This window comes from Microbacterium hibisci (genome assembly GCF_015278255.1).
Taxonomy (GTDB): Bacteria; Actinomycetota; Actinomycetes; order Actinomycetales; family Microbacteriaceae; genus Microbacterium; species Microbacterium hibisci.
Map to the genome: position 1 here is coordinate 314,751 of NZ_JADIJC010000002.1, position 22,017 is coordinate 336,767.

Annotated in this window: 17 protein-coding genes; 10 read left to right on the top strand and 7 right to left on the bottom strand. The window is 72.8% G+C overall.

The window, feature by feature from the left end; genetic code table 11:
- The first annotated feature begins 148 nt into the window (after positions 1-148).
- Positions 149-1,684, top strand: coding sequence for an MFS transporter (locus tag IM770_RS05600; RefSeq protein ID WP_203580150.1), 1,536 nt, complete (start codon positions 149-151; stop codon positions 1,682-1,684).
- Positions 1,685-1,827: 143 nt separating this feature from the next.
- Here IM770_RS05600 and IM770_RS05605 read toward each other — a convergent pair whose 3' ends face one another.
- The 4 genes from IM770_RS05605 to IM770_RS18030 all read right to left on the bottom strand — a co-directional run bounded on the left by IM770_RS05605 (position 1,828) and on the right by IM770_RS18030 (position 7,214).
- The gene (locus tag IM770_RS05605) at positions 1,828-3,312 is read right to left on the bottom strand and encodes a lipase maturation factor family protein (protein WP_203580151.1); all 1,485 of its coding nucleotides are present in this window, start codon (positions 3,310-3,312) and stop codon (positions 1,828-1,830) included.
- A 132-nt stretch (positions 3,313-3,444) separates the two neighbouring features.
- Positions 3,445-4,911: a phytoene desaturase family protein gene (locus IM770_RS05610; protein ID WP_203580152.1), complete on the bottom strand. Its 1,467-nt coding sequence runs from the start codon at positions 4,909-4,911 to the stop codon at positions 3,445-3,447.
- 134 nt (positions 4,912-5,045) lie between these two features.
- A complete protein-coding gene (locus tag IM770_RS05615) occupies positions 5,046-5,702 on the bottom strand; it encodes a response regulator transcription factor (protein ID WP_203580153.1) in 657 nt (218 codons plus the stop codon).
- Positions 5,703-5,711: 9 nt separating this feature from the next.
- Positions 5,712-7,214: a sensor histidine kinase gene (locus IM770_RS18030; RefSeq protein WP_203580154.1), complete on the bottom strand. Its 1,503-nt coding sequence runs from the start codon at positions 7,212-7,214 to the stop codon at positions 5,712-5,714.
- 90 nt (positions 7,215-7,304) lie between these two features.
- Here IM770_RS18030 and IM770_RS05625 point away from each other — a divergent pair, with 90 nt between their 5' ends.
- The 3 genes from IM770_RS05625 (at position 7,305) to IM770_RS05635 (ending at position 9,921) form a co-directional block, all read left to right on the top strand.
- Positions 7,305-8,534: a phosphotransferase family protein gene (locus tag IM770_RS05625; protein WP_203580155.1), complete on the top strand. Its 1,230-nt coding sequence runs from the start codon at positions 7,305-7,307 to the stop codon at positions 8,532-8,534.
- A 110-nt stretch (positions 8,535-8,644) separates the two neighbouring features.
- A complete protein-coding gene (locus tag IM770_RS05630) occupies positions 8,645-9,073 on the top strand; it encodes a hypothetical protein (RefSeq protein WP_203580156.1) in 429 nt (142 codons plus the stop codon).
- Between the two features lie 269 nt (positions 9,074-9,342).
- Positions 9,343-9,921 (top strand): hypothetical protein, encoded by a 579-nt coding sequence (locus IM770_RS05635; RefSeq protein ID WP_203580157.1) that lies wholly within the window; start codon positions 9,343-9,345, stop codon positions 9,919-9,921.
- A 49-nt stretch (positions 9,922-9,970) separates the two neighbouring features.
- On the opposite strand, the gene IM770_RS05640 is transcribed toward IM770_RS05635, so the two are convergent.
- Complete coding sequence (locus IM770_RS05640; RefSeq protein ID WP_203580158.1) at positions 9,971-12,049, bottom strand: NAD(+) synthase; 2,079 nt, start codon at positions 12,047-12,049, stop codon at positions 9,971-9,973.
- Between the two features lie 184 nt (positions 12,050-12,233).
- On the opposite strand from IM770_RS05640, the gene IM770_RS05645 reads away from it, so the two are divergent.
- The 4 genes from IM770_RS05645 (at position 12,234) to IM770_RS05660 (ending at position 18,885) form a co-directional block, all read left to right on the top strand.
- A complete protein-coding gene (locus tag IM770_RS05645; protein WP_203580159.1) occupies positions 12,234-15,902 on the top strand; it encodes a TM0106 family RecB-like putative nuclease in 3,669 nt (1,222 codons plus the stop codon).
- Between the two features lie 95 nt (positions 15,903-15,997).
- Positions 15,998-16,318 carry a DUF3467 domain-containing protein gene (locus IM770_RS05650; RefSeq protein ID WP_109211411.1) on the top strand — a complete coding sequence of 107 codons (321 nt, stop codon included), beginning with the start codon at positions 15,998-16,000 and terminating at the stop codon, positions 16,316-16,318.
- A 633-nt stretch (positions 16,319-16,951) separates the two neighbouring features.
- Positions 16,952-17,593, top strand: coding sequence for a hypothetical protein (locus IM770_RS05655; protein WP_203580160.1), 642 nt, complete (start codon positions 16,952-16,954; stop codon positions 17,591-17,593).
- The gene (locus tag IM770_RS05660) at positions 17,590-18,885 is read left to right on the top strand and encodes a type III PLP-dependent enzyme (protein WP_203580161.1); all 1,296 of its coding nucleotides are present in this window, start codon (positions 17,590-17,592) and stop codon (positions 18,883-18,885) included. The genes IM770_RS05655 and IM770_RS05660 overlap by 4 nt, the downstream gene beginning before the upstream one ends.
- 18 nt (positions 18,886-18,903) lie before the next feature.
- On the opposite strand, the gene upp is transcribed toward IM770_RS05660, so the two are convergent.
- Positions 18,904-19,536: a uracil phosphoribosyltransferase gene (gene upp, locus IM770_RS05665; RefSeq protein ID WP_203580162.1), complete on the bottom strand. Its 633-nt coding sequence runs from the start codon at positions 19,534-19,536 to the stop codon at positions 18,904-18,906.
- Positions 19,537-19,704: 168 nt separating this feature from the next.
- Here upp and IM770_RS05670 point away from each other — a divergent pair, with 168 nt between their 5' ends.
- Positions 19,705-20,136 (top strand): nucleoside deaminase, encoded by a 432-nt coding sequence (locus IM770_RS05670; RefSeq protein ID WP_203580392.1) that lies wholly within the window; start codon positions 19,705-19,707, stop codon positions 20,134-20,136.
- 101 nt (positions 20,137-20,237) lie between these two features.
- Positions 20,238-20,963 (top strand): DUF2306 domain-containing protein, encoded by a 726-nt coding sequence (locus IM770_RS17880; RefSeq protein WP_203580163.1) that lies wholly within the window; start codon positions 20,238-20,240, stop codon positions 20,961-20,963.
- Between the two features lie 114 nt (positions 20,964-21,077).
- Here IM770_RS17880 and IM770_RS05680 read toward each other — a convergent pair whose 3' ends face one another.
- Positions 21,078-22,007, bottom strand: a complete 930-nt coding sequence (locus tag IM770_RS05680; RefSeq protein WP_203580393.1) for an LLM class F420-dependent oxidoreductase — start codon at positions 22,005-22,007, stop codon at positions 21,078-21,080.
- Positions 22,008-22,017: the final 10 nt, after the last annotated feature.

Genomic DNA, 22,017 nt, shown 5'->3' on the forward strand with positions numbered 1-22,017 from the left:
TTCCCCTCCTGCATGTCCCGATTTCGTCCACTCCGGGCGGCGCGAACGGGCCAAAGTGGGACATTCGCCGGCCCGGGGCGAGGCCTTCCCCGAGTGCGCCGGCCCGGGACGGGCCCTGCCCCGAGAGGACGGCAGTAGCCTGGACGGGATGCCTGAGCCCGCGCCGAGACCGACGAAGACCTCGAGCACGGCCCGTGCCGTGCCGGCGACGACCGCGGTCATACCGATCTCCTCCGGCGCACGCTGGCGGGCGTTCTGGGTGTGCGTCTCGGTCGCGGCGATCACGATCCTCGACATGACCAAGGTCAACGTCGCGCTGCCGTCAATCGGCGAGGTGCTCGATGCCGGGTCCACCGAGCTGCAGCTGATCGTGTCGGGCTTCGTGCTGACCTTCGGCCTGGTGCTGGTGCCGATGGGGCGGCTCGGCGACCAGCGCTCGCGACGCACGCTGTTCGTCGTCGGCCTGTCGCTTTACACGGTGACGAGCGTCATCTGCGCGCTGGCGCCGACCGCAGAGGTGCTGCTCGTCGGGCGACTGCTGCAGGGCGTGGCGGCCGGCATCCAGATGCCGCAGGTGCTGGGCATGGCGCAGGAGCTCTTCCAGGGCAAGGAGCGCGCCCGCGCCTTCGGGCTCTTCGGCGCGACGATCGGCATCGCCACGGCCTTCGGCCCCACGCTCGGCGGGCTGCTCATCGCTCTCGGCGGCCCCACCGACGGCTGGCGCCTGATCTTCTGGATGAACGTGCCGCTGTGCCTCGCCGCCATCGGCCTCGCGCTGTGGCTGCTGCCAGACACCCGCACGCGATCGCAGCGACCGGTGCAGCTCGACCCGGTCGGCGTGCTGCTGTTCGGGGCGAGCATCGTCTCGCTGATGTGGCCCTTCCTCTTCACCACCGGCGCGCCGACCGACAACCCCGCGCGATGGTGGCTGCTCGTGGCCTTCGCGCTGTTCGTCTCGGCGTTCATCGCCTGGGAGCGCCGGTACGCCGCGCGCGGCCGCAACCCGCTCATCCCGCTCGGACTCTTCCGCATCTCGTCGTACCGCAACGGCACGCTGCTGCAGACGGCGTACTTCACCGCGGCGCCTGCGATGTTCCTCACGACGACCCTGTTCCTGCAGATCGGCCTGGGGCTCGAGCCGGTGTACGCGGGCATGGTGTCGATCGGATTCGCGCTGGCCAGCGCCGTCACCTCGTGGGTCGGGGGCAACCTCGTGAGCACGCACGGCCGTGCGGTCGTGGTGTGGGGCCTGGCGGGCGTCCTCGCCTGCGTGATCGGTCTCGTGCTCACGGCGCTGTACACCGACCCGGCGTGGACGCCCTACATCGCCGCCGCTTTCATGACGCTCGGAGGGGCCGGCGGCGGGCTGGTGATCGCGCCGAACCAGGCTCTGACGCTGGGCGACATCCCGGTCAAGCAGGGCGGTCTCGCGGGCTCGGTGGGCCAGCTCGGCCAGCGCATCGGCGCCGCGGTGGGCACCGCCGTCGCCCTCTCGCTCTTCTACGCGACCATCTACCGCGAGTCCGGCTCGCACGACAGTCTCGTCGTCTACCACGACGCGTACGCGTTCGGGATGCTGTCGGTCGGCGTCTTCCTCGCCCTCGCGTTCGTGGTGGGCATCGTCGATCTCACGGCCCGCCGCAGCAAGGCGACCCGCGAGGACGCCGGCGACCCCGTGCCCTGACCCCCACCCATGCCGGCTCCCGCCCGTTCACCTGGCGCAACACGCGGAATCGTTTCGTCGATTCCGCGTGTCGCGCCAAGTGAAGGGGGGTAGGGGAGGGAGCGCGGTCCGCCCGGGTCGCGCCGGCTGAAGGCGCCGGCGACTCAGCGGCGCAGCGCGACGGGGCCCATGACGGGCCGGCGGCGGTCGCGGACCCACCGCGCGCGCGAGGTGCGGAACTCCTCGCGGGTGCTAAAGCGGTAGCGGTACGACACCGCCCGCACCCAGCGCGGCCGCTGGCCGTCAAAGGGATCGTCGGCGAGCAGGCCCAGGGTCGGGGCATCCGCTTCCAGCAGCCTCACGAGGAATGCCGAGAACCAGTCCTCGAGCGACCGGCCCAGCGGCAGGAACCACATCAGCCAGTCGAGCCGCAGATGGTACGGCGCGAATTGGCGGGGCACTCGCCGCACGTCGCCCGGCTTGCCTTTGAAGGAGTACTCGCGCCAGGTCGCGGCATCCGGATCCTCGTCCATCGTGCCCTCGACGACGATCTCGATCCGCTCCTTCGTCACGGTGCCGAACGCGCCGTACGCGTTGGCGAGCTGCCACCGGTTGAACGCGGCGTTCATGAGCTGCCGGCGCGCGAAGAGGTTCTGCAGCGGCCACCAGCTCAGCACGAGGAAGAGCACACCGACGGCGCCCGTGACGACGGCCCAGTACAACGGGATCCCGTCGACGGTCCACGGGACATCGGATGCCGCAGCCCGCGGCTCTGCGCCGACACCCGGCACGCCGATCGCGGAGAACGCCAGGACGATCGTCATCCAGTTGAGCCACGCGAAGTTGCCGGTGACGACGAGCCAGGTCTGCGTCGCGATGACGATCACCGCGGCGACCGCGCCGACGATCGCCGGCATCGGACCCGGGACGAACAGCCCGAGCAGTGGGGCGAACAGGAACCAGGGCACCACGAGCTGGGCGAAGTGGTTGCCGATGACCTCGCCACGGTGGAACCAGCGGGGGAGCAGGTGCGCCTGGCGGCTCAGGGGGCCCGGCATCGGCTGCGTCTCGTGGTGGTACATCAGGGCGGTGAGGTGGCGCCACTCCCGGCCGCCGCGGATCTTGATCATCCCCGCGCCGAACTCGAGGCGGAAGACGAGCCACCAGAACAGCACGATCACGACGGTCGGCGGCGGCTGGTCGTCCGAGCCGAGGAACGCCGCGAGGAACCCGGCCTCGAGGAGCAGCATCTCCCAGCCGAAGCCGTAGAACGTCTGGCCGATGCTGGTGATCGACATGTAGCCGAGCCACAGCGCGAGGAAGCACAGCATCGGCACCCACGGGGGCGCCAGCTGCGGGATGCCGGCGACCAGCGCGGCACCCACCACGATGCCCCCCGCGCACAGCGCCACGAGCCGCCCGTCGGTGTACCGCACGTGGCGGAACACCGTCGGCCGGAGGAGTCGCCGCCCGCGCTTCGAGGAGCGCGCCCAGTCCAGGAGCTCGGGCGCCGGCAGCAGGCCGCGTTCGCCGAGCAGGGGCCGGAACTGGTTCAGCGTCGAGAGGAACGCGATGACGAACAGCGCCGCGATGCCCCGCTGCAGCACCTGCCGCGCGAACTCGAAGTCGACCGCGGCGAAGCCGTCCATCAGCCCGGCTCCCCGCCGTGTTCCGGGACGCGGTGAGCCGCAACGATTGCGTACCGCCGCCGCTCCGGTCTCATCTCGCCGTCCCGACAGCGCGGCACAGGATCCGTGAGGAGTCGCAGCCCGAGGCGCATGTCAGCTCCCGAAGAGGTCCTCGAGCTCCAGGCGCTCGCCGCCGCGGCGGTCGCGCAGCGCCTGGCGCGCGGCGAGCCAGCCTGGCATGCCGCTGACGCCGGGCCCGGGCGGCGTGGCGGCCGACGCGAGGTACACGCCGCGCAGCGGCGTGCGCCACGGGGTGCGCGAGACGACGGGCCGCCGGAACGCCTGCGCGAGCGTGAAGGCGCCGCCCAGGATGTCGCCGCCGATGTCGGCCGGGTTGTCGGCGGCGCGCTGCGCCGCGGTCGTGGCGTGGCTCGCGAGGATGTGACGCCGGAACCCCGGCGCGAAGCGCTCGATCTGCCGCACGATCACCTGGGTCGGATCGAACGTCGAGCCGGCCGGCACGTGGATGTACGTCCACAGCACGTGCTTGCCCTCGGGCGCGCGCGTGCCGTCGAGCACGCTCGGCTGCACGGTGAGCACGTAGGGCCGCTCGGTCATGCCGCCGCGCGCCACCGCGTTCTCGCCGGCCTCGATCTCTTCGCGGGTGCCGCCGACGTGCACGGTGGGGGCCAGGGCGACCTCGGGGTGCGCCCACGGCACGGGGCCGTCCAGCGCGAAGTCGACCTTCGCGACGGCCTGCCCGTACCGGTAGTGCCGGAGCGCCTGCGCGTAGCGCGCCGGCAGGTGCGGGTGCGTCAGCAGCAGCCGCGGCGTGGTGTCGAGCAGCAGCAGGTCTCCGGCATCCGGATCGCCCCACTCCAGCCCGTCCAGCGTCTCCACCCTCACACCGGTCTCGACGACGCCGCCGTGCGCGCGCAGATCGGCCACGAGCGCGTCGGCGATCGTTTGGGCGCCGCCGCGCGGAAAGGCCCAGCCATCGGCCGAGTGCGCGTGCGCGGCGAGGAAGAGCCCCGACGCGGCGGCACCGATCGAGGGCAACGGCGTGTTCGCGTGCGCGAGCACGCCTGCCAGCAGTGCGTTCGCCTCCTCGGTCTCGAAGGTGCCGCGTCCGAGCCGCGTGCCGAGCTGGAGGGTGCGCAGCCCGAAGCGGGCGGCGGTGATCGGATGCCGCGGCCACCGCAGCAGCTGCGATCCGGTGAAGTCGACCACTCCGCCCAGGCGGCTGCTGAGCGGCCGGAGCACCGCCCGCCACGTCCGGCCGTCACGGCCGAGGGCATCGGCCGTGCGCTCGAGGTCGCGCCATGCGATCGCCGCCCGGCCGCCGTCGAGCGGCTGGGCGTACGACGCGAGCGGATGGATCCAGCCCACTCGTTCGTGGATGCCGAACGCGCGGAAGAACGGCGACGAGAGCGCCGCCGGGTGCACCGCCGAACCGACGTCGTGGCGGAAGCCCGGCAGCGTGAGGTTCGCGGTGCGGACGCCGCCGCCGGCGGTCGAGGCGGCCTCGAGCACCCGCACCTCGTACCCGGCGCGCGCCAGCGCGACCGCGGCCGACAGCCCGTTCGGCCCGCTGCCGATCACCGTCGCACGCCTGGCCATGGGCTCATCCTCCCAGCGGGCCGCGCCCGCGGGAGGGGGTTGACGTGCTGGGCGGATTACCGCCCGAACTCGGAGATCTCCCGGAACTCGGATGCTCCGGACTTCGGCGCGCAGCCCGCGGTCGCGGACGGCGGTCAGACCAGCCGATACCCCACGCCGCGCACCGTCTCGATGCGGCCGGGGCCGAGCTTCTGGCGCAGGTAGCCGACATAGACGTCGGCGACGTTGGAGCCGGGGTCGAAGTCGTAGCCCCACACGCGGCTGAGCAGCTGCTCGCGGCTGAGGACCTGTCCGGCGTTGCGCACCAGCTCCTCCGCCAGCGCGAACTCGCGTGCCGACAGCTCGACGGCCATCGTTCCCAGGTGCGCGCGCCGGGTGCGGACGTCGAGGGTGAGATCGCGATGCGTGAGCTGCGTTCCGCCGACGGTCTCGTCGCGGCGCATGCGCAGGCGGATCCGCGCGAGCAGCTCGTCGAACCGGAACGGCTTGCCGAGGTAGTCGTCGGCCCCGCCCTCGAGGCCGGCGACGGTGTCGTGCAGCTCGACGCGAGCGGTGAGCATGATCACCGGCATCCGCGATCCGGATCCTCGGAGGCTCTCGAGCACCGCGAACCCGTCCATCCCGGGAAGGTTCACGTCGAGGACCAGCAGGTCGAACTCGCCGCTCAGTGCCAGGTCGAGCGCGTCCGGACCCGTGGTGGCGACGCGCGTGGCGAAGCCCGCAGAGCGCAGGCCCTTGTCGATGAACCCCGAGATGCGGGCCTCGTCATCGGCGATCAGGATGGATGCCACGTGTTCCCCTCAATCGGCTTCCAGGTCGGCGGTGGGCAACGGCGGACGGGGCGGGACGACGAGCCCCGCCGGCACGGACTGGCGTGCTGCGGTCAGCGGCAGCCACCCCGTGAAGACCGCGCCTCCGCCCGGGGCGTCCTCGACGCGCGCACCGCCCCCGTGCGCGCGAGCGATGACCTGCACGATGTTGAGGCCCAGGCCGCTGCCCGAGCGGCCTTCGGCATCCGCGCCGCGCACGAAGCGATCGAAGACGTGTGCCCGGGCGTCGGGTGGGACGCCCGGGCCGAAGTCGCGCACCGAGATCTCGAGGGCGTCGCCGGCGACGGCGCTGGAGATCACCATGCGCCCGCCGCCGTGCGTCACCGCGTTCTGCGCGAGCTGCAGCACGGCCTGCGTGACACGGCCCGGGTCGAGAGCCGTCACGACCTCGGCGATCGGGCCGGCCTCGATCGCCGCTCCTTCGATGCCGTGCGCCTTGCGCACGATCTGCTGCACGAGGTCGGCGGCGTCGACCGCGACCGGCTTCACCGGCGCGGGGCCGTGCAGCGCCGCCGCCGACGCGAGATCCTGCACCAGCTGTGCCATCCGGGCGAGCTCATCGACCGCGAGGTCGCGGGTCTCGCGCACGTCGCGCGGATCGTCGGGGTCGACGACGTCGAGGTAGCCGCTCACGATGGTGATGGGCGTCTTCAGCTCGTGGCCGACGTCGCTGAGCAGCCGGCGCTGCGAGTCGAGCGCCTCGTCGAGGCGGTCGAGCATGTCGTTCATGGTGGCCGCGAGCTCCGAGACGTCGTCGCGGCCGACGATCGGGAGACGCTCCGACAGCGACTGCGCCGACACCCGCTCGGCGGTCTCGCGCATCTGACGGAGCGGACGCAGCAGCCTGGTGGTCACGAGCGCTGCGACCGCCGCGATGACGACGAGCGTCACCGCCGAGGCGATCGCCCACACACGGGCGGCGGAGTCGATCTCGGCGAGCTCGGCCTCGACGTCGTACGCGATGATGAACAGGCCGGTGTCGTCCGGTTCGGCGCCGACCGAGATGGGGGCGCCGAGATAGCGCCACGTGACGCCTTCCTCCGCAAAGGTGCCGATCACGGGGTCGCCGCTCTCCGTCCCCGCGACGACGTGCGGCACGAAGCCGTCGACGGCGAGCAGGTCGACATCGAGCGGAACCCCGGGCACGAGTGCGGGAGTGCCGTCGATCACCCCGACCGTGCCGGTGTTGTCGTCCGGCGCCGCGCGCTGGACGACGACAGCGAGCGCCTGCGCGGTGGAGTCCCACGTGCCGGTGTCATCGTCGCCCCGCTCCACGAGGTACCCGGCGGACTCGAGGTTCGCCTCGAGCAGGCGATCGACCTGCTGCAGGATCCGTCCGCGCTCTTCGAGATAGACGACGAAGCCCACCGCGAGCATGCCGATCGCCGAGACGATCGTGATGACGGCGATCAGCCGCGTGCGCACCGAGAGCGCCGGAAGACGGCGTTTCGGGGCGTGCGCGGGATCGTCCACCCCTCCAGTATTCCTGCGTGCGGATGCCGCATCCCGCTCCCTAAGAGAGGTCTCATGCCGTGCGGCCCGCGGCCGTGCTGGGATCGAAGGATGCACCCGCACCCCGCCGCGCCCGAGGCCGACCTGCTCCGCGAGGCACTCGAGCTCGCGCCCGTGACCGACATCCGCCTGCTCAGCCGTGAGCCGCTGGGCTCCGGCACCGTGGCCGGATTCCTGGTCACCGAGGCGCCGGCCGGCGCGGACACCGCGGCGCCGGCCGCGGACGCCGAGGCTCCGGCGGCGGACGCCGACGCCCGTGCGACGGACACCGCGGGGGTGGGTGTCACGTACTTCGTCGACACGTCGCGCCGGCCGGTCGAGCGTGAGACCGGGCTCGCGACAGGGCCGGCCGAGGCGCCCGATGCGCGCATCTGGCTGCACCCGGCCGACCCTCATCTCCCGTCCCTGGCCCCGGTCGCCTTCGCCGATGCCGCGGCGGTGCTGCTGACCAGGCTCGGGCTCTCGCCGTCCGGTCCGCCGGTCTTCGTCGCGTACCGCCCGGGACGACGCGGCGTCGTGCGCGTGCCGACGACGACGGGCGACGCCTGGGTCAAGGTTCTCCCTCCCGCCCGCACCCGGCGGATCGTCGACATCCACACCGCGCTGGCGCGCGCGGGCGTCCCGGTGCCCGCCATCCACGGCTGGTCGGAGGAGGGCCTGCTCGTGCTCGCGCCCGCCGCGGGCAGGCCGGTCGCCGACGCCCTCGGCGATGCAGAGTGCCTCCTCGACGAGGTCGACGCCCTCCGGCGGCGCATCGCCGCCGTCCCGGTGACCCACGAGGCCCGCACCGGGCTGGAGCGGCGGCTCGACTGGTACGCGGGTCGGCTGAGGACGTACGACGGCGCGTTCGGCGCCCTGGAGTCCCGCGTCAGGAAGGCGTGGCGCGACGCGGCTCCCACGACGGTCATCCACGGCGATCTGCACTTCGGCCAGCTGTTCCAAGACGACGGCGGCCGGCTCACCGCCGTGATCGATGTCGACACCGCGGGCGTCGGTGTGCCGGCCGATGACAGCGCGGCCTTCCTCGCGCACGCGGTCGCGAGTGCCCTGATCACCCCTGCGCCGCGCGACGAGCTCGTGTGGACGCTGGCCCGCGCGGCTCTGCGCCGGTGGGACGACGACGCCGGCCGGGCGCAGGGCTTCCGCGCCCGCGCCGCGACGCACCTTCTCGGGCACGCCCTCGGTGCGGCCGAGATGCGGGAGGACGCCCGCGCCGCCGCGCTGCTGCGGGCCGCGGCATCCGTCGTCGACCAACCCGCCGACGCCCTCGGCCGAACCTAAGAGCCGTCTCATCCGCGACTTCGAAGCGGCTTAGCCGCCGTCGCCACGATGGAATCACCGCCGGGGCCCTCGTCCCCCCGGAGCCCCGGCGGTTTCGAGAGGAGAAAGACATGCTGAGCAAGAAGAAGTGGATCGGATTCGGGGTCGCCGGTGCCGTCGGGCTGACGCTCGTGGGCGGCGCGGCGGCGGCGACGGCCGCGACGATGAACCTGCAGACCTCGGACGGCACCGTCCTTCCGGGCGGTGCGATCGTGGGGCCGCAGGGCAAGACGATCGACCCCGCGGGCGTCACGCTGCGGGTCACCGACACATCGGCGTCCGTGGTCACCGCGGCCTCGCCCGCACCGTCTCCGGCGGTCCCGTCGCCCGCGACGGCGGCTTCACCGGACTCGCCGCTCAGCGCGGTGAGCGCCGCCACCCCGGTCGCCCCGTCCGCGCCCGCCCCGGCACCCGCGGCGCCGGCCCCCGCTCCGGTTGCGGACTCGCCCGCGGACTCGCCCGCGTCGGCGGGTTCGGTCGCCTCCGCCTGGTCGGACTGAGCCGGACGCGAAGGGCGGGGCCTGCGGGTCCCGCCCTTCGCACTGTCGACGGGACGAAACCGCCTCGTGGCCGAGGTGCCGGACGCCGCGTGCGGGACGCGACACGCCGGGCGGCGGCATCCGTCACCGGCGTGTCGTCGTCACCGGCCCGCCTTCGGTCCGCTGCGTGCAGCGCGGTGAGGGGCGTCGAACAGGCGTGGCGATCTTCCTCACCGTCCATCGCCGGGACAGGATGGAGGGGCGGACGGCCCGCGGAGATGAGGTGGATCATGCAATCGGTGCTTCTCGAGACTCCGGCGGGGATCACGGCACGGCTCGGCTGGGAGCCCAAGCTGTCGGACCACGACCGCAAGCGCGCCCTCGCGAAGGAGATCGTCGCGGGAAAGCTCGGCGTCGACGTCAAGGACGTCCGCGTCGAGCGTGAGGCGCCCCGCACCTTCGGGTTCCACACGCAGCTGATCGCCGAGGTCGCAGGGCAAGAGGTGCCGCTGAAGATCCGCAACGTCAGCTTCCGTGCCGCCACCGTCGTCGCGGTGACCGACCCCGAGATGTCGCTCGGACTCGACCTGCGCGATGCGCACCCGGATGACGCCGAGCTGCACATCATGCAGCGGCACTCGCACCTCTTCGACGAACACGACCTCGGCAAGCTCCTGGCGCACTGGACGCGCGTGCAGGCCATCCGCGACGCCGACGGCCGCGGCGCCCGCGTCGCCGCCGACCACGTGCGACTCGACAGTCCCCTGACCAAGGGCTGGATCCCCGACCGCAAGGTCTACTACCAGCTCGCCGATCTGTCGCGCGACAGCTGGATCATCACGCTGGCGTACACGCAGCCGCCCGCCTGACACGACACGGCGGTGATGACGGATGCCGCGACCCGCGGCATCCGTCTTCCTACTCTTCGATGAGCTCGGGGAGTGCGGCCTTCAGCTCCGCCAGCCACGCCCGCGCGTTGCCGTCGGACGGGGCGCGCCAGTCGCCGCGCGGCGAGAGCGACCCGGCAGGCGAGACCTTCGGGCCGTTCGGGATCGCGGAGCGCTTGAACTGCGCGAAGGCGAAGTACCGCTTGAGGAACACCTGCAGCCACTTCGCCACCGTCGGCAGATCGTAGGCGTAGCGGTCTTCGGCGGGGAACCCGGGAGGCCAGGCTCCGGCATCCGCGTCCTTCCAGGCCTCCGCCGCGAGGTACGCGATCTTCGAAGGCCGGAAGCCGAACCGCAGCACGTGGTAGAGCGCGAAGTCGTGCAGCGCGTACGGGCCGATGCGGTCCTCGGTCGACTGGATCTTGCCGTCCTGCCCGGCCGGCACCAGCTCGGGGGAGATCTCGGTGTCGAGCACGGACTGCAGCACCGCGCGGGCGTCGTCGGTGAGGTCGGTGGAGCCGCCCTCGTCGCCGCGGTGGGAGATCACCCAGCGGATCACGTGCTGGATGAGCGTCTTCGGAACGCCCGCATTGACGGCGTAGTGGCTCATGTGGTCGCCGACGCCGTATGTCGCCCAGCCGAGCGCGAGCTCCGACAGGTCGGAGGTGCCGATGACCATGCCGCCGTGATGATTCGCGAGGCGGAAGAGATAGTCGGTGCGAAGGCCCGCCTGCACGTTCTCGAAGGTGATGTCGTGCACCGGCTCGCCCCCCGCGAACGGGTGGCCCAGGCGCTCGAGCATCTCGATCGCGAGCGGGCGGATGTCGATCGTCTCGATCGAGGCGCCGATCGCCTCGGCGAGGGCGATCGCGTTCGACTTCGTGTGGTCGCTCGTCGCGAACCCCGGCATCGTGTAGGCGAGGATGTCGCTGCGCGGACGCCCCATGAGGTCCATGGCCCGCGCCACCACGAGCAGCGCGTGCGTCGAGTCGAGACCGCCGCTGACGCCGATGACGGGCTTCGGACCGCCGATCGAGCGCATGCGCTGGACGAGTCCCGACACCTGGATGTTGAACGCCTCGTAGCAGTCCTGTGCGAGCCGCTGCGGATCGTCGGGGACGAACGGGAACCGGTCGAGCGTGCGCCGCAGCCCCACGTCGGTCTGCGGCGGGTCGAGCCGGAAGTGCACGGTGCGGAAGGCGGCATCCGCCCCCGTCGCCCGGCGATTGTCGTCGAATGTGCCCTGCCGCAGCCGGTCCTGGCGCAGGCGGTCGAGATCGACGTCGGCGACCGAGCGTCGCGGCCCGTCGGGGAACCGCTCGGTCTCGGCGAGGAGGTTGCCGCCCTCGTAGATCATCGTCTGCCCGTCCCACGACAGGTCGTTCGTGGACTCGCCCTGACCTGCCGCCGCGTAGACGTAGGCGGCGAGGCAGCGCAGCGACTGCGACTTGCAGAGGTCCTTGCGGTCCTCGGCGCGCGCGATCGTGATCGGGCTGCCGCTGAGGTTGAGAAGGACGGTCGCCCCCGCGAGGGCTGCGGACGACGACGGCGGGATGGGCACCCACACGTCTTCGCAGACCTCCGCGTGCACGACGAGCCCCGGGATGTCGAGCGACTCGAAGAGCAGGTCGGGGCCGAACGGGGCCTCGAGCTCGCCGACGCGGATGTCCTGGTCGCCCTGGTCGTCGCCCGGTGCGAACCAGCGGCGCTCGTAGAACTCGCGGTAGTTCGGCAGATACGCCTTGGGCGCGACGCCCAGCAGCTCGCCGCGGTGGATGACGACGGCGCAGTTGTAGAGCCGGTTGCGGTGGCGCAGCGGCGCGCCCACGACGAGCACGGGGAGGAGATCGACGGATGCCTCGACCAGGCGCTCGACGGCCGCCACGACGCCGTCGAGCACGGGGTCCTGCAGGAAGAGGTCGTCGATCGCGTAGCCGGTCAGGCAGAGCTCCGGGAAGACGGCGACGGCGACGGCGTCGGCGTCGCACTCCCGCGCCGCCTCGAGGACGGCGTCGGCGTTCGCGGCCGGGTCGGCGATCGAGACCGGGATGGTGCAGGCCGCGACGCGGGCGAAGCCGTGCCGGTACGCGCTCTCGAAGGGGAGGCTCATGCGCTCCAGTCTGTCAGGTGGGTTGCCCGCCCGGTCGGGGGTTGCGTCGTGGTCGGTGCGCCGCGGGCTTTCGAATCGCGCACTTTGCAGATGTGCGACCCGATCGGCTGCGAAGTGCGCGACTCGAACTCACTGGACGGAGGTGTCGGATGCCGCGGCTATCGTCGATGGGGAAGGGCGGGGCATGCGATACATCGAGGACGAAGGCCGGATCGTCTGGAGCGCGAGCGATCTCAAGACGGCTGCGGAGTGCGAGTTCGCGTGGCTGCGCGCGATCGATGCGCGGCTCGGTCGCATCGCGGCGGTCGAAGAGCCCGAAGACCTCACCCTGGAGCGGGCCGGGCGGCTGGGAACGGTGCACGAGCGCCAGGTGCTCGCCGACTACGTCGCGCGCTTCGGCGACCGGGTGGCCGAGATCCCCGAGACGCGGTCGTCGGACGCCGCGGCCCTCGCCGATGCGGTCGCCCGCACGAACGCGGCCCTCGCCTCCGACGCCGAGGTCGTCTACCAGGCGGCGTTCGCCACGGCGGACTTCGTCGGCTTCGCGGACTTCCTGGTGCGCGACTCGTCGGCCGGCTCGGGCGCTGACCGGCCGTGGATTGTGCAGGACACCAAGCTCGCGCGGCACGCGCGCGTGACGGCGCTCATGCAGCTGGCGGCCTATGTCGATCAGCTCGATCGACTCGGGGTGGCGCGCTCCGGTCGAGTGCAGCTTCTGCTCGGCGACGGGAGCGTCAGCGAGCACGAGGTCGACGACCTGCTGCCGGTGTTCTCGCTGCGCCGCGAACGGCTGGGCGCGCTCATCGCCGACCGGCGGCTCGAGCTCGGCGACGAGGGCGAGCCGATCGCGTGGGGCGACCCGCGCGGTGAGCTCGGAGTCGTGGCGTGCGGACGCTGTGCGACGTGCGACGCCGAGGTCGTGGCATCCCGCGACCTCCTCCTCGTGGCGGGCATGCGTCCGGTGCAGCGCGAGCGGCTGCGCGCCGCCGGCATCGAGACGATCGAGCAGCTCGCCGCGGCCCCGGCAGGGCCGGCCGGAATGAATCCCGACGTCTTCGCCTCGCTGCGCACCCAGGCGCGGCTGCAGCTCGAAAGCCCCGCCGGCACGCCGCCGCTGATCGCGCCGAAGCCGCCGGCCGCCGTTGTCGCGGCGGCGGCCGTCACCGTCGGAGCGGCGGCGGCGGCGGTCGCGGAGTCGGACGCGGCGGAGCTCGGCATCTCGGCGCTCGTCGACGAGCCGGGCGCCGGCCCCGCCGAGGCGCCGCCGGTGCCGGTGTTCGAGGTCGTGGCGCCGAAGGCGCTGGGCGCGCTGCCTCGGCCGGATCACGGCGACCTGTTCTTCGACTTCGAGGGCGACCCGCTGCACACCGAGCCGCCGACACCGGGCGAGGCGACGCAGTGGGGCATCGACTACCTCTTCGGCTGGGTCGACACGCGCGAGCAGTACACCGCGCTGTGGGCGCACTCCTTCGCGGAGGAGAAGCGGGCGCTCGAGACGTTCCTCGACCTCGTGAACCTGCGCCGGCAGCAGTACCCCGGCATGCACATCTACCACTACGCGCCGTACGAGCCGACCCACCTCCTCGCGATGGCCGCGCGCCATGGCGTGCGAGAGGCCGACGTCGACCGACTGCTGCGCGACGGGGTGTTCGTCGACCTGTACCCGATCGTGCGGCGGGCGCTGCGCGTCGGGTCGCGCTCGTATTCGATCAAGAAGCTCGAGCCTCTGTACATGGGCGACGAGGTGCGCACCAGCGACGTGCAGAAGGGCGACGACTCGATCGTCCGCTACGTCGAGGCGCGTGCGCTGCACGCCGACGGCGCCGTCGCCGAGGCGGCGCTCGTGCTCGACGACCTCGCGGACTACAACCGGTACGACTGCGTCTCGACGCGGCGACTGCGCGATTGGCTCGTCGACCGGGCGCGCGAGGCGCGACTGGTGCCGTCGCCGAACCCGGAACCCGACGAGCGTGCCTACGAGCCGTCCGCCCGTGCGACGCTGCTCGACGCCCTCGCCCTGCACCACCCCGAGGAGTCGGTCGCGGGCCGGATGCTGCGGCTCGGCGCCGCCGCGATCGACTACTACCCCCGCGAGGCCAAGTCCTTCTGGGCGACGCACTTCCTGCGCCTGCGCGAGCCGGTGTCGCTGTGGGATGAGACCCGCGACGTCGTCACGATCGATCCCGCGCGCAGCCGTGTGCGCGAGGACTGGCATTTCTCCGAGAGCGGCAAGGGCGGCGAGCGGCGCACGATCGAGCTGCGCGGCGATCTCGCGCCCGGCACACGTCTCAGCGAGGGCATCAGCCCGTTCGCGCTCTACGAGCTGCCGGCGCCGTATCCCTTCGAGGCGTCGCCCCGATGGATCCACTCCTACCGCTCGGTGACCGTGGTCGAGGTCCTCGACGACGGCGCCGTCATCGAGGAGACGGCTGTCGACGGCGTGACGTGGAGCGCGCTCCCGCTCGCCCTGACGCCGGCCGCCCCGCCGCCGGCGGGCAACCAGCAGGCGGCGATCGACGCGTGGGCCGATGGCGTGATCGACGCGGCGCCCGCGCTTCCCGCAGACCCCGCCACCGACATCCTGTGCCGCCGCCCGCCGCGCACTCTGACCGGGGGGCTGCCCGCCGCGGGCGACGACGTCGTCGATGCGATCGCCCGCGCCGTGCGCGACCTCGACCGCAGCTATCTCGCCGTCCAGGGCCCTCCGGGCACCGGCAAGACCTACGTCGGCTCGCATGTCATCGCGCGGCTCGTGCGCGAGCAGGGCTACAAGGTCGGCGTCGTCGCGCAGGGCCACGCGACGATCGAGCAGCTCCTCGAACGCGTCATCGCGGCGGGCGTGCCCGCATCGCAGGTCGGCAAGGCGCCCAAGGATGCCGCCGCCGCACACGGATTCACCGTGCTCACGAAGAACGGCGTGGCCGCTTTCACGGCCGAGCACGAGGCATCCGGGTACGTCATCGGCGGCACCGCGTGGGACTTCAGCCATGAGGGCCGCGTGCCGCGCGGCAGCCTCGACCTGCTCGTCGTCGACGAGGCGGGGCAGTTCTCGCTCGCGTCGACGATCGCGGTGTCGCTCGCCGCGCCGAGACTTCTGCTCCTGGGCGACCCGCAGCAGCTGCCCCAGGTGAGCCAGGGCACCCATCCGGCGCCGGTCGACACGTCGGCGCTCGGCTGGGTCATGGACGGGGCCGACGTCATCCCGCCCGAGTACGGCTACTTCCTCGCGCAGACCCGTCGGATGCGGCCGGAGGTCGCCGCTCCCGTCTCGACGCTGTCCTACCGCGGCGCGCTCGCGGCGCATCCGTCCACGGCGCTGCGCCGCATCGACGGCGTCCGCCCCGGCCTGATCCCGATCGCGCTGCGCCACCACGGCAACGCGACGCAGTCGCTTCCCGAAGCGGCCGAAGTCGCCCGGCTCGTGACCGATCTCATCGGTCGCGAGTGGATCGACGCCGTCACCGACGACGGAGACGGCTCGTCGAAGACCCTGCCGCCCCGGCCGCTCGAGCCGCGCGACCTCATCGTCGTGACGCCGTACAACGCGCAGCAGGTCGCCGTCGAAGCGGCGCTCGCCGCGGCGGGATTCCCCGACGTCCCGGTCGGGACGGTCGACAAGTTCCAGGGCAAGGAGGCCGCCGTCGCGATCGTCTCGCTCGCGGCCTCGAGCGGGCGCGATGCACCGCGCGGCCTGGAGTTCCTGCTGCTGCGCAACCGGCTCAACGTCGCGATCTCGCGCGCAATGCACACTGCCTACCTGGTGTACTCGCCGGGGCTTCTCGACGACCTTCCGTACACCCCCGAGGGAGTGGCGCGGCTGAGCGGTTTCGCGCGGTTGGTCGGCCACGCCTGAGCGCCGCGTAGACTCGCGCTCACGTCGCACACGACCGCCCCGAGCGTCTCGCACCGGTGATCCCGAACGAGGTGCCCGCCCGAACAGGAGCCCGCATGGCCGACGACGCATCGCAGCAGTTCGAGATCGACCTTCCGCCCGAGCTCATCGGCGGCGCCTACGCCGACTTCGCGAACGTCTGGCACACGCCCACGGTGTTCGTGATGGACTTCCTCACTCTCGCGCAGCCGCCGCGCGAGCAGGTGGACGCCGAGACCGGGCAGCGCCACACGGTCGTGCCGGCGCGCGTGGTCAGCCGCATCCGCATTCCCCCCGACCAGGTGTTCGAGCTGGCCAAAGCGCTGACCCAGCAGCTGGAGTTCTGGGAGCGCGAGACGGGCCGCCGCAACCCGCAGGAGCCTCCGCTCGGCGACTAGCCCGCCGTCGCCGGCTGAGCCGCGCAGCGGCCGCGCGTTGCGAACTCGCCGCACGCCGCACGGCGCACGCCGCAGGCCCCACGCCGCGCGGCGGACTGGCGCGAGCGGGGCACGCACCGGCGTGTACGACCCCCATGGCCGATTCCCATCAGCGCGCCCGCGCCCCCGCCGCGCCGGCGCACGTCGAACCGACCGTGCCGGAGCCCGCACGACGGCGCGACGCGCGCTCGTGACTAAACTCCCGCCTCGGGCAATGTCAACCCCGTTGGGGGAGAATTTCGGGCCACGTACGCTGAACCAGCGCCCCCAGAGGCGCGTAGGCGCGGCATCCGTTCGGCGAGGGGCGGATGTCGCGCCGTTGTCTTGCCGGAGTCTCCCGGCGGCGACGCAAGCCGCCGCGCTGCCCCGCCGTACAACCCCGCGTCGCGCCGCCGTGCAACCCAGCGGCGGCCGGTCGTGCCGCCCCGCGGCGCCCCGTTGTCCTGCCCCGCGGCGCCCCGCGGCGCCACGCCGTTCAGCGGCGTCGTGCAACCCCGCGGCGCCCCGCCGTGCCGACGCGCAGGCCCGTCACACAGCGCCCGCCGCGGGTATCACCGCCGGTGGGATCTCCTCTGTCACACGGAGGAGGTCGAGATGACCACGATGGAGCCGTCGCTCGCCGCCCCGCCGACCGCCACGCCCGCTCCGGCCGCGTTCGCGGCGTCGGCGCCGGCCTCGCCCGCACCGACCTCGCCCGGACCGGCGGAGACCGCACCGGCCTCGCCTGCACCTGCGGAGACGGCGCCGGGTGAGGCGGCGGAGACCCGCCGTCGCGGCGTGGCCTTCTGGATCCGCCGCTACCTGCCCGCAGAGGTCGCGGGCACCGTTGCGATGGTGATCGCCGGGCTCCTTGCGACCGTGTGGACCGACGCGGCGCCGCTCATCGCGGTGGCGGCGCTCGTCGGCGAGATCCTCGGCTTCTACGCCGTGCTGGCGGTGACGATCTTCCTCGAGCAGGCGCGAGTGGCGCGCTCTCGGCGACATGCGGCCGCGCGCACGCTCGGGCTGCTCGTGGCGGAGTTCGGTGCCGCCGAGCTGCTCGACACCTTCCTCGTCCGTCCCGCCGCGCTGATGCTGGGCGTCTGGCTCATCCCCGACCCGCTGTGGGGGATGCTCGCGGGCAAGGTCGCCGCCGACATCGTGTTCTACGCGATCGCGGCGGGCGCCTTCACCATCACGATCAAAGCCGGCCTGCGCGACGGGCGTCGCGCCCGCACCCCCGAGGTGGCCCCATGAACCTCGCAGCGCTCCGTCGGGAGCCCCGCAGCACGCCGTCGTACGAGGACCGACGGCGGGCCGAGGCATCCGCTCTCCTGTCGTCCGTGGCGGCACGCGCGGCCGTCGCGCTGCACGGCACGCCGTTGCTGCTGCTCGATCCCGAGCGCGTGCGGCGCCAGTACCGGCACCTGCGCGACGCGCTGCCGTTCGTCGGGTTCCACTACGCCGTCAAAGCGCTCGCCCACGACGCCGTGCTCTACGTCCTCGACGACGCCGGCTGCGGCTTCGACGTGGCCACCGGCGAAGAGCTCGGGATGCTGACGCGTCGCGGCGTCGACGCGACGCGCATCATCCACACCCACCCGATCAAGAAGCCCGCCGAGATCGCCGAGGCGCTCGCCGCAGGTGTGCGCACCTTCGTGGTCGACAACGACGTCGAGATCGAGAAGTTCCGCGGCGCCCCGCCCGACACGCGACTGCTGGTGAGGCTGGCCTATCGCAGCCCGCAGGCGAAGAGCGACCTGTCGAGCAAGTTCGGCGTCGGACCGTTCGAGGCGGCCCACCTCGTCGAGCGCGCGCTCGCGGCCGGTGTGAGAGTGGCGGGTTTCAGCTACCACGTCGGCAGTCAGCTCGACGATCCGAACCGGTTCGCCGCGGCGGCCGCCGACACGCTCGAGCTGATGGGCATCCTGGAGCGCCGGCTGAACGTCCAGTTCGACACGCTCGACATCGGCGGCGGGTTCCCCGCCTCGTACGACGCCGAGTCGGCGGCGATCGACGACGTGGCCGCTGTGCTCCGGCCGGTCCTCGAGCCGCACGCGCGCCGCCTCGACATCATCGCCGAGCCGGGCCGCGTCATGGTCGCCGAGGCGATGGCGCTCGTGACGAGCGTCGTGGGCATCGCCGAGCGCGGCGACGGCCGGTGGTACTACCTCGACGACGGACTGTACGGCTCCTATTCCAACGTCCTCACCGAAGACGTCCACCCGCTGATCTTCGCCGAGCGCGACCTCACCGAGACCGACCCCTGGACCGGACGCGTCTCGGCCCGTGCGCGCACGGCGGACCACCGCTGGGCGACCCTCGCCGGTCCCACGTGCGACTCGTCCGACGTGATCGCGCGCGATGTGCTGCTGCCCGACCTCCACGTGGGCGACCTGCTGGTGAGCCCCACGATGGGCGCCTACACGACGGTCACGGCCACCCGCTTCAACGGGCGGCCCTTCACTCCGATCGCCGTCGTCGGACGCGGGCCGACGACCGCCGAGGGCGCGGTGGCGTCCGACGTCCGTCGCGTCCCGATCGTCTGACGACCGCGGCGGCGCGCGTCAGACCGTGCCGTACAGGCGGTCGCCGGCGTCGCCGAGGCCGGGCACGATGTAGCCCTTCTCGTTCAGCCGCTCGTCGAGTGCGCCCAGCACCAGCGTGACGTCACGACCGTCCACCTGCTTCTCGATCGCGGCGACGCCCTCGGGGGCGCCGAGGATGCAGATCGCGGTGACGTCCTGGGCCCCGCGGGCGAAGAGGAAGTCGATCGCCGCGCCGAGCGATCCGCCCGTCGCGAGCATCGGGTCGAGCACGAAGCACTGGCGGTCGCTCAGGTCGTCGGGAAGGCGCTCGGCATAGGTCGAGGGCGCCAGCGTCTCGTGGTCGCGCACCATTCCGAGGAAGCCGACCTCGGCCGTGGGGATGAGCTTGACCATGCCCTCGAGCATGCCGAGCCCGGCGCGGAGGATGGGCACGACGAGCGGGCGGGGGTCGTCGATCCGCACGCCGGTCGTCGTCGTGACGGGCGTCTGGATCTCGATCGGCGCCACACGCACGTTGCGCGTCGCCTCGTAGGCGAGCAGCGTGACGAGCTCCTCCGTGAGCTGACGGAACACCGGCGACGGCGTGCGCTGATCGCGCAGCACCGTGAGCTTGTGGGTGATGAGGGGGTGGTCGGCGACGTGCAGGCGCATAGAGACAGATTAGTGCCGCCCCCGTCCTTCGCCGTGGCCGAATACCCGGTCGGTCACCGCGACGCGCCGGTGACGGATGCCGCGCCCCGGGGTGTGGGACGACCGGCCCGGTTTTCGGCACCGCGGTAGCCTCGTGCTGTGAACCTCGCCCCCGCCGACCTCGCCGCGATGGACCGCGCGCTGGCGCTGGCTGCGGCAGCGGGGGAGGTGGGCGACGTGCCGGTGGGAGCGGTGGTGACGGATGCCGCGGGCTCGGTGATCGGTGAGGGCCGCAACCTCCGCGAGGTCGAGCACGACCCCACGGCGCACGCCGAGATCGTGGCGCTGCGCGCGGCAGCCGCTGCGACGGGCTCGTGGAACCTCGAGGGATGCACGCTCGTCGTCACGCTCGAGCCCTGCCTGATGTGCGCCGGCGCGGTGCTGCAGTCCCGCATCGGCCGGCTCGTCTTCGGCGCGTGGGACGACAAGGCCGGCGCGGCGGGATCGATGTACGACGTCGTGCGCGACCGGCGCCTGCCGTATCGTGCCGAGGTGGTCGCGGGCGTGCGCGAGGATGAGGCATCCGCTCTCCTGCGCGCGTTCTTCGACGCCCGCCGCTGAGCCGGCCACCGTCGCGCGCGCCGCGTTCGGGGGACAGCCGCGCGGGATCGGGGGGACAGCACCCTCCTGGCGCCTGCCGGCGCGGGCCTAGCGTGACGCTCGTGACCCGCCTCATCGAACCCGTCCGCACCGCTCCGGCCGTCGCGCGCCCCGGCGGGGTCCGCTCCCGCGTCGGCTGGACCTTCGTCCTGCTCACGGCGGTCGCCATCGTGGCGTACTCGGCCGTGCCGTACTTCACCGCGTCGCTCGCCGATCTCGCCGGCCAGGACGTGGGCCTCGCGCCGACCTACGCGGCGGCGTCGCCGTTCGTGCAGGGCGCGCTGTACGTCCACATCGTCGGCGGCGCCGTGGCGCTCGTCGCCGGACCGCTGCAGTTCTGGCGCGGGCTGCGCACGCGCGCGCCGCGCGTGCACCGCTGGATCGGCCGCGTCTACCTCGTCGCCGTCGCGGTGGGCGGAGTCGGCGGCCTTGTCATCGCTCCGTCCAGTCCGGCCGGCTACGTCGGGTTCTTCGGGTTCGGCGCCCTCGGGGTGCTGTGGCTTGTCACGGGCTGGCGGGCGTACCGGGCGATCCGGCGCGGCGACGTGCCGAGCCACCGGGCCTGGATGATCCGCAACTACGCCCTCACGTACTCCGGCGTGATGCTGCGCATCTGGCTGCCGCTGCTGCTGTTCGCGCCGTTCGTCCTCGGGCAGTCCTGGGAGATCGACACGGCCTTCCCGAATGCGTACGCGGCCGTGCCCTTCCTCTGCTGGCTGCCCAACCTCGTTTTCGCGGAGTGGCTGATCCGCCGCCGCGGCCTGCCGTCGTACCGTCTTCCCGTGTGAGGCGCGGAGAGACCGCGGTCTCGCCGAGCGACCCCGTATCCGGCGCAGACGCCGTGGTCGGTCGGCGCGGAACCGCGTTGTCGACGAACGACGAAGCCGCTGAAGCCCGCGGCGTCAGCGCGGCAGGCGGGGGAGCACCTCGGTGCCGAGGTACTCGACGTGCGCGACGTCCTGCAGGTCCATGAGCTGGAAGTACACGCGCTGCGCGCCGAGGGCGACCAGTCGCTCGACCTTGGCGACGATCTCGTCGCGGGCCCCGACGATGTTCACGTCGCCGCGCAGCTCGTCGACGGTGCGGCCGATGTTGGCCGCGCGCTGGTCCAGTTCGGAGACGGATGCCGCAGCCAGCGTCGGCAGCGCCACCGAGAGCTTGAGCGAGTCGGGGTCGCGCCCGATGCGCGCGCACGTCTCCCGCACGACGGCGAACTTCTCCGCCGACTCCTCCTCGGACCGGAAGCCGATGTTGAACTCGGTGGCGAAACGCGCCGCGAGCTCGGGCGTGCGCCGGGGGCCGCCACCGCCGACGATCACGGGGACGCGCTCCTGAACGGGCTTCGGCAGGGCCGGGGCATCCGTCAGCCGGTAGTGCGCGCCCTCGAAGCTGTAGGTCTCGCCCACGGGCGTGGACCAGAGACCGGTCACGAGCTCGAGCTGCTCCTCGAGGAGGTCGAACCGCTTGGCGGGGAACGGGATGCCGTACGCCTCGTGCTCGCGGCCGAACCACCCGGTGCCGAGGCCCAGCTCGGCACGGCCGCCCGACATCGCGTCGACCTGCGCGACCTGGATCGCCAGCAGTCCGGGCACGCGGTAGGTCACCGACGAGACGAGCGTGCCCAGCCGGATGCGCGAGGTCTCGCGTGCGAGCCCGGCGAGCGTCGTCCATGCGTCGGTGGGACCGGGCAGTCCGTCGCCGTCGCCCATGTGGAGGTAGTGGTCCGAGCGGAAAAACCCGTCGAACCCGAGACGCTCGGCCGTCTGAGCGAACGCCAGCTGGTCGTCGTAGCTCGCACCCTGCTGCGGCTCGGTGAAGATGCAGTACTCGATCGCCACGGCG

Coding starts and splice junctions, on each gene's coding strand:
- IM770_RS05600 (WP_203580150.1), top strand. CDS start 149: ATGCCTGAGCCCGCGCCGAGACCGACGAAGACCTCGAGCACGGCCCGT.
- IM770_RS05605 (WP_203580151.1), bottom strand. CDS start 3,312: ATGGACGGCTTCGCCGCGGTCGACTTCGAGTTCGCGCGGCAGGTGCTG.
- IM770_RS05610 (WP_203580152.1), bottom strand. CDS start 4,911: ATGGCCAGGCGTGCGACGGTGATCGGCAGCGGGCCGAACGGGCTGTCG.
- IM770_RS05625 (WP_203580155.1), top strand. CDS start 7,305: ATGCACCCGCACCCCGCCGCGCCCGAGGCCGACCTGCTCCGCGAGGCA.
- IM770_RS05630 (WP_203580156.1), top strand. CDS start 8,645: ATGCTGAGCAAGAAGAAGTGGATCGGATTCGGGGTCGCCGGTGCCGTC.
- IM770_RS05635 (WP_203580157.1), top strand. CDS start 9,343: ATGCAATCGGTGCTTCTCGAGACTCCGGCGGGGATCACGGCACGGCTC.
- IM770_RS05640 (WP_203580158.1), bottom strand. CDS start 12,049: ATGAGCCTCCCCTTCGAGAGCGCGTACCGGCACGGCTTCGCCCGCGTC.
- IM770_RS05645 (WP_203580159.1), top strand. CDS start 12,234: ATGCGATACATCGAGGACGAAGGCCGGATCGTCTGGAGCGCGAGCGAT.
- IM770_RS05650 (WP_109211411.1), top strand. CDS start 15,998: ATGGCCGACGACGCATCGCAGCAGTTCGAGATCGACCTTCCGCCCGAG.
- IM770_RS05655 (WP_203580160.1), top strand. CDS start 16,952: ATGACCACGATGGAGCCGTCGCTCGCCGCCCCGCCGACCGCCACGCCC.
- IM770_RS05660 (WP_203580161.1), top strand. CDS start 17,590: ATGAACCTCGCAGCGCTCCGTCGGGAGCCCCGCAGCACGCCGTCGTAC.
- upp (WP_203580162.1), bottom strand. CDS start 19,536: ATGCGCCTGCACGTCGCCGACCACCCCCTCATCACCCACAAGCTCACG.
- IM770_RS05670 (WP_203580392.1), top strand. CDS start 19,705: ATGGACCGCGCGCTGGCGCTGGCTGCGGCAGCGGGGGAGGTGGGCGAC.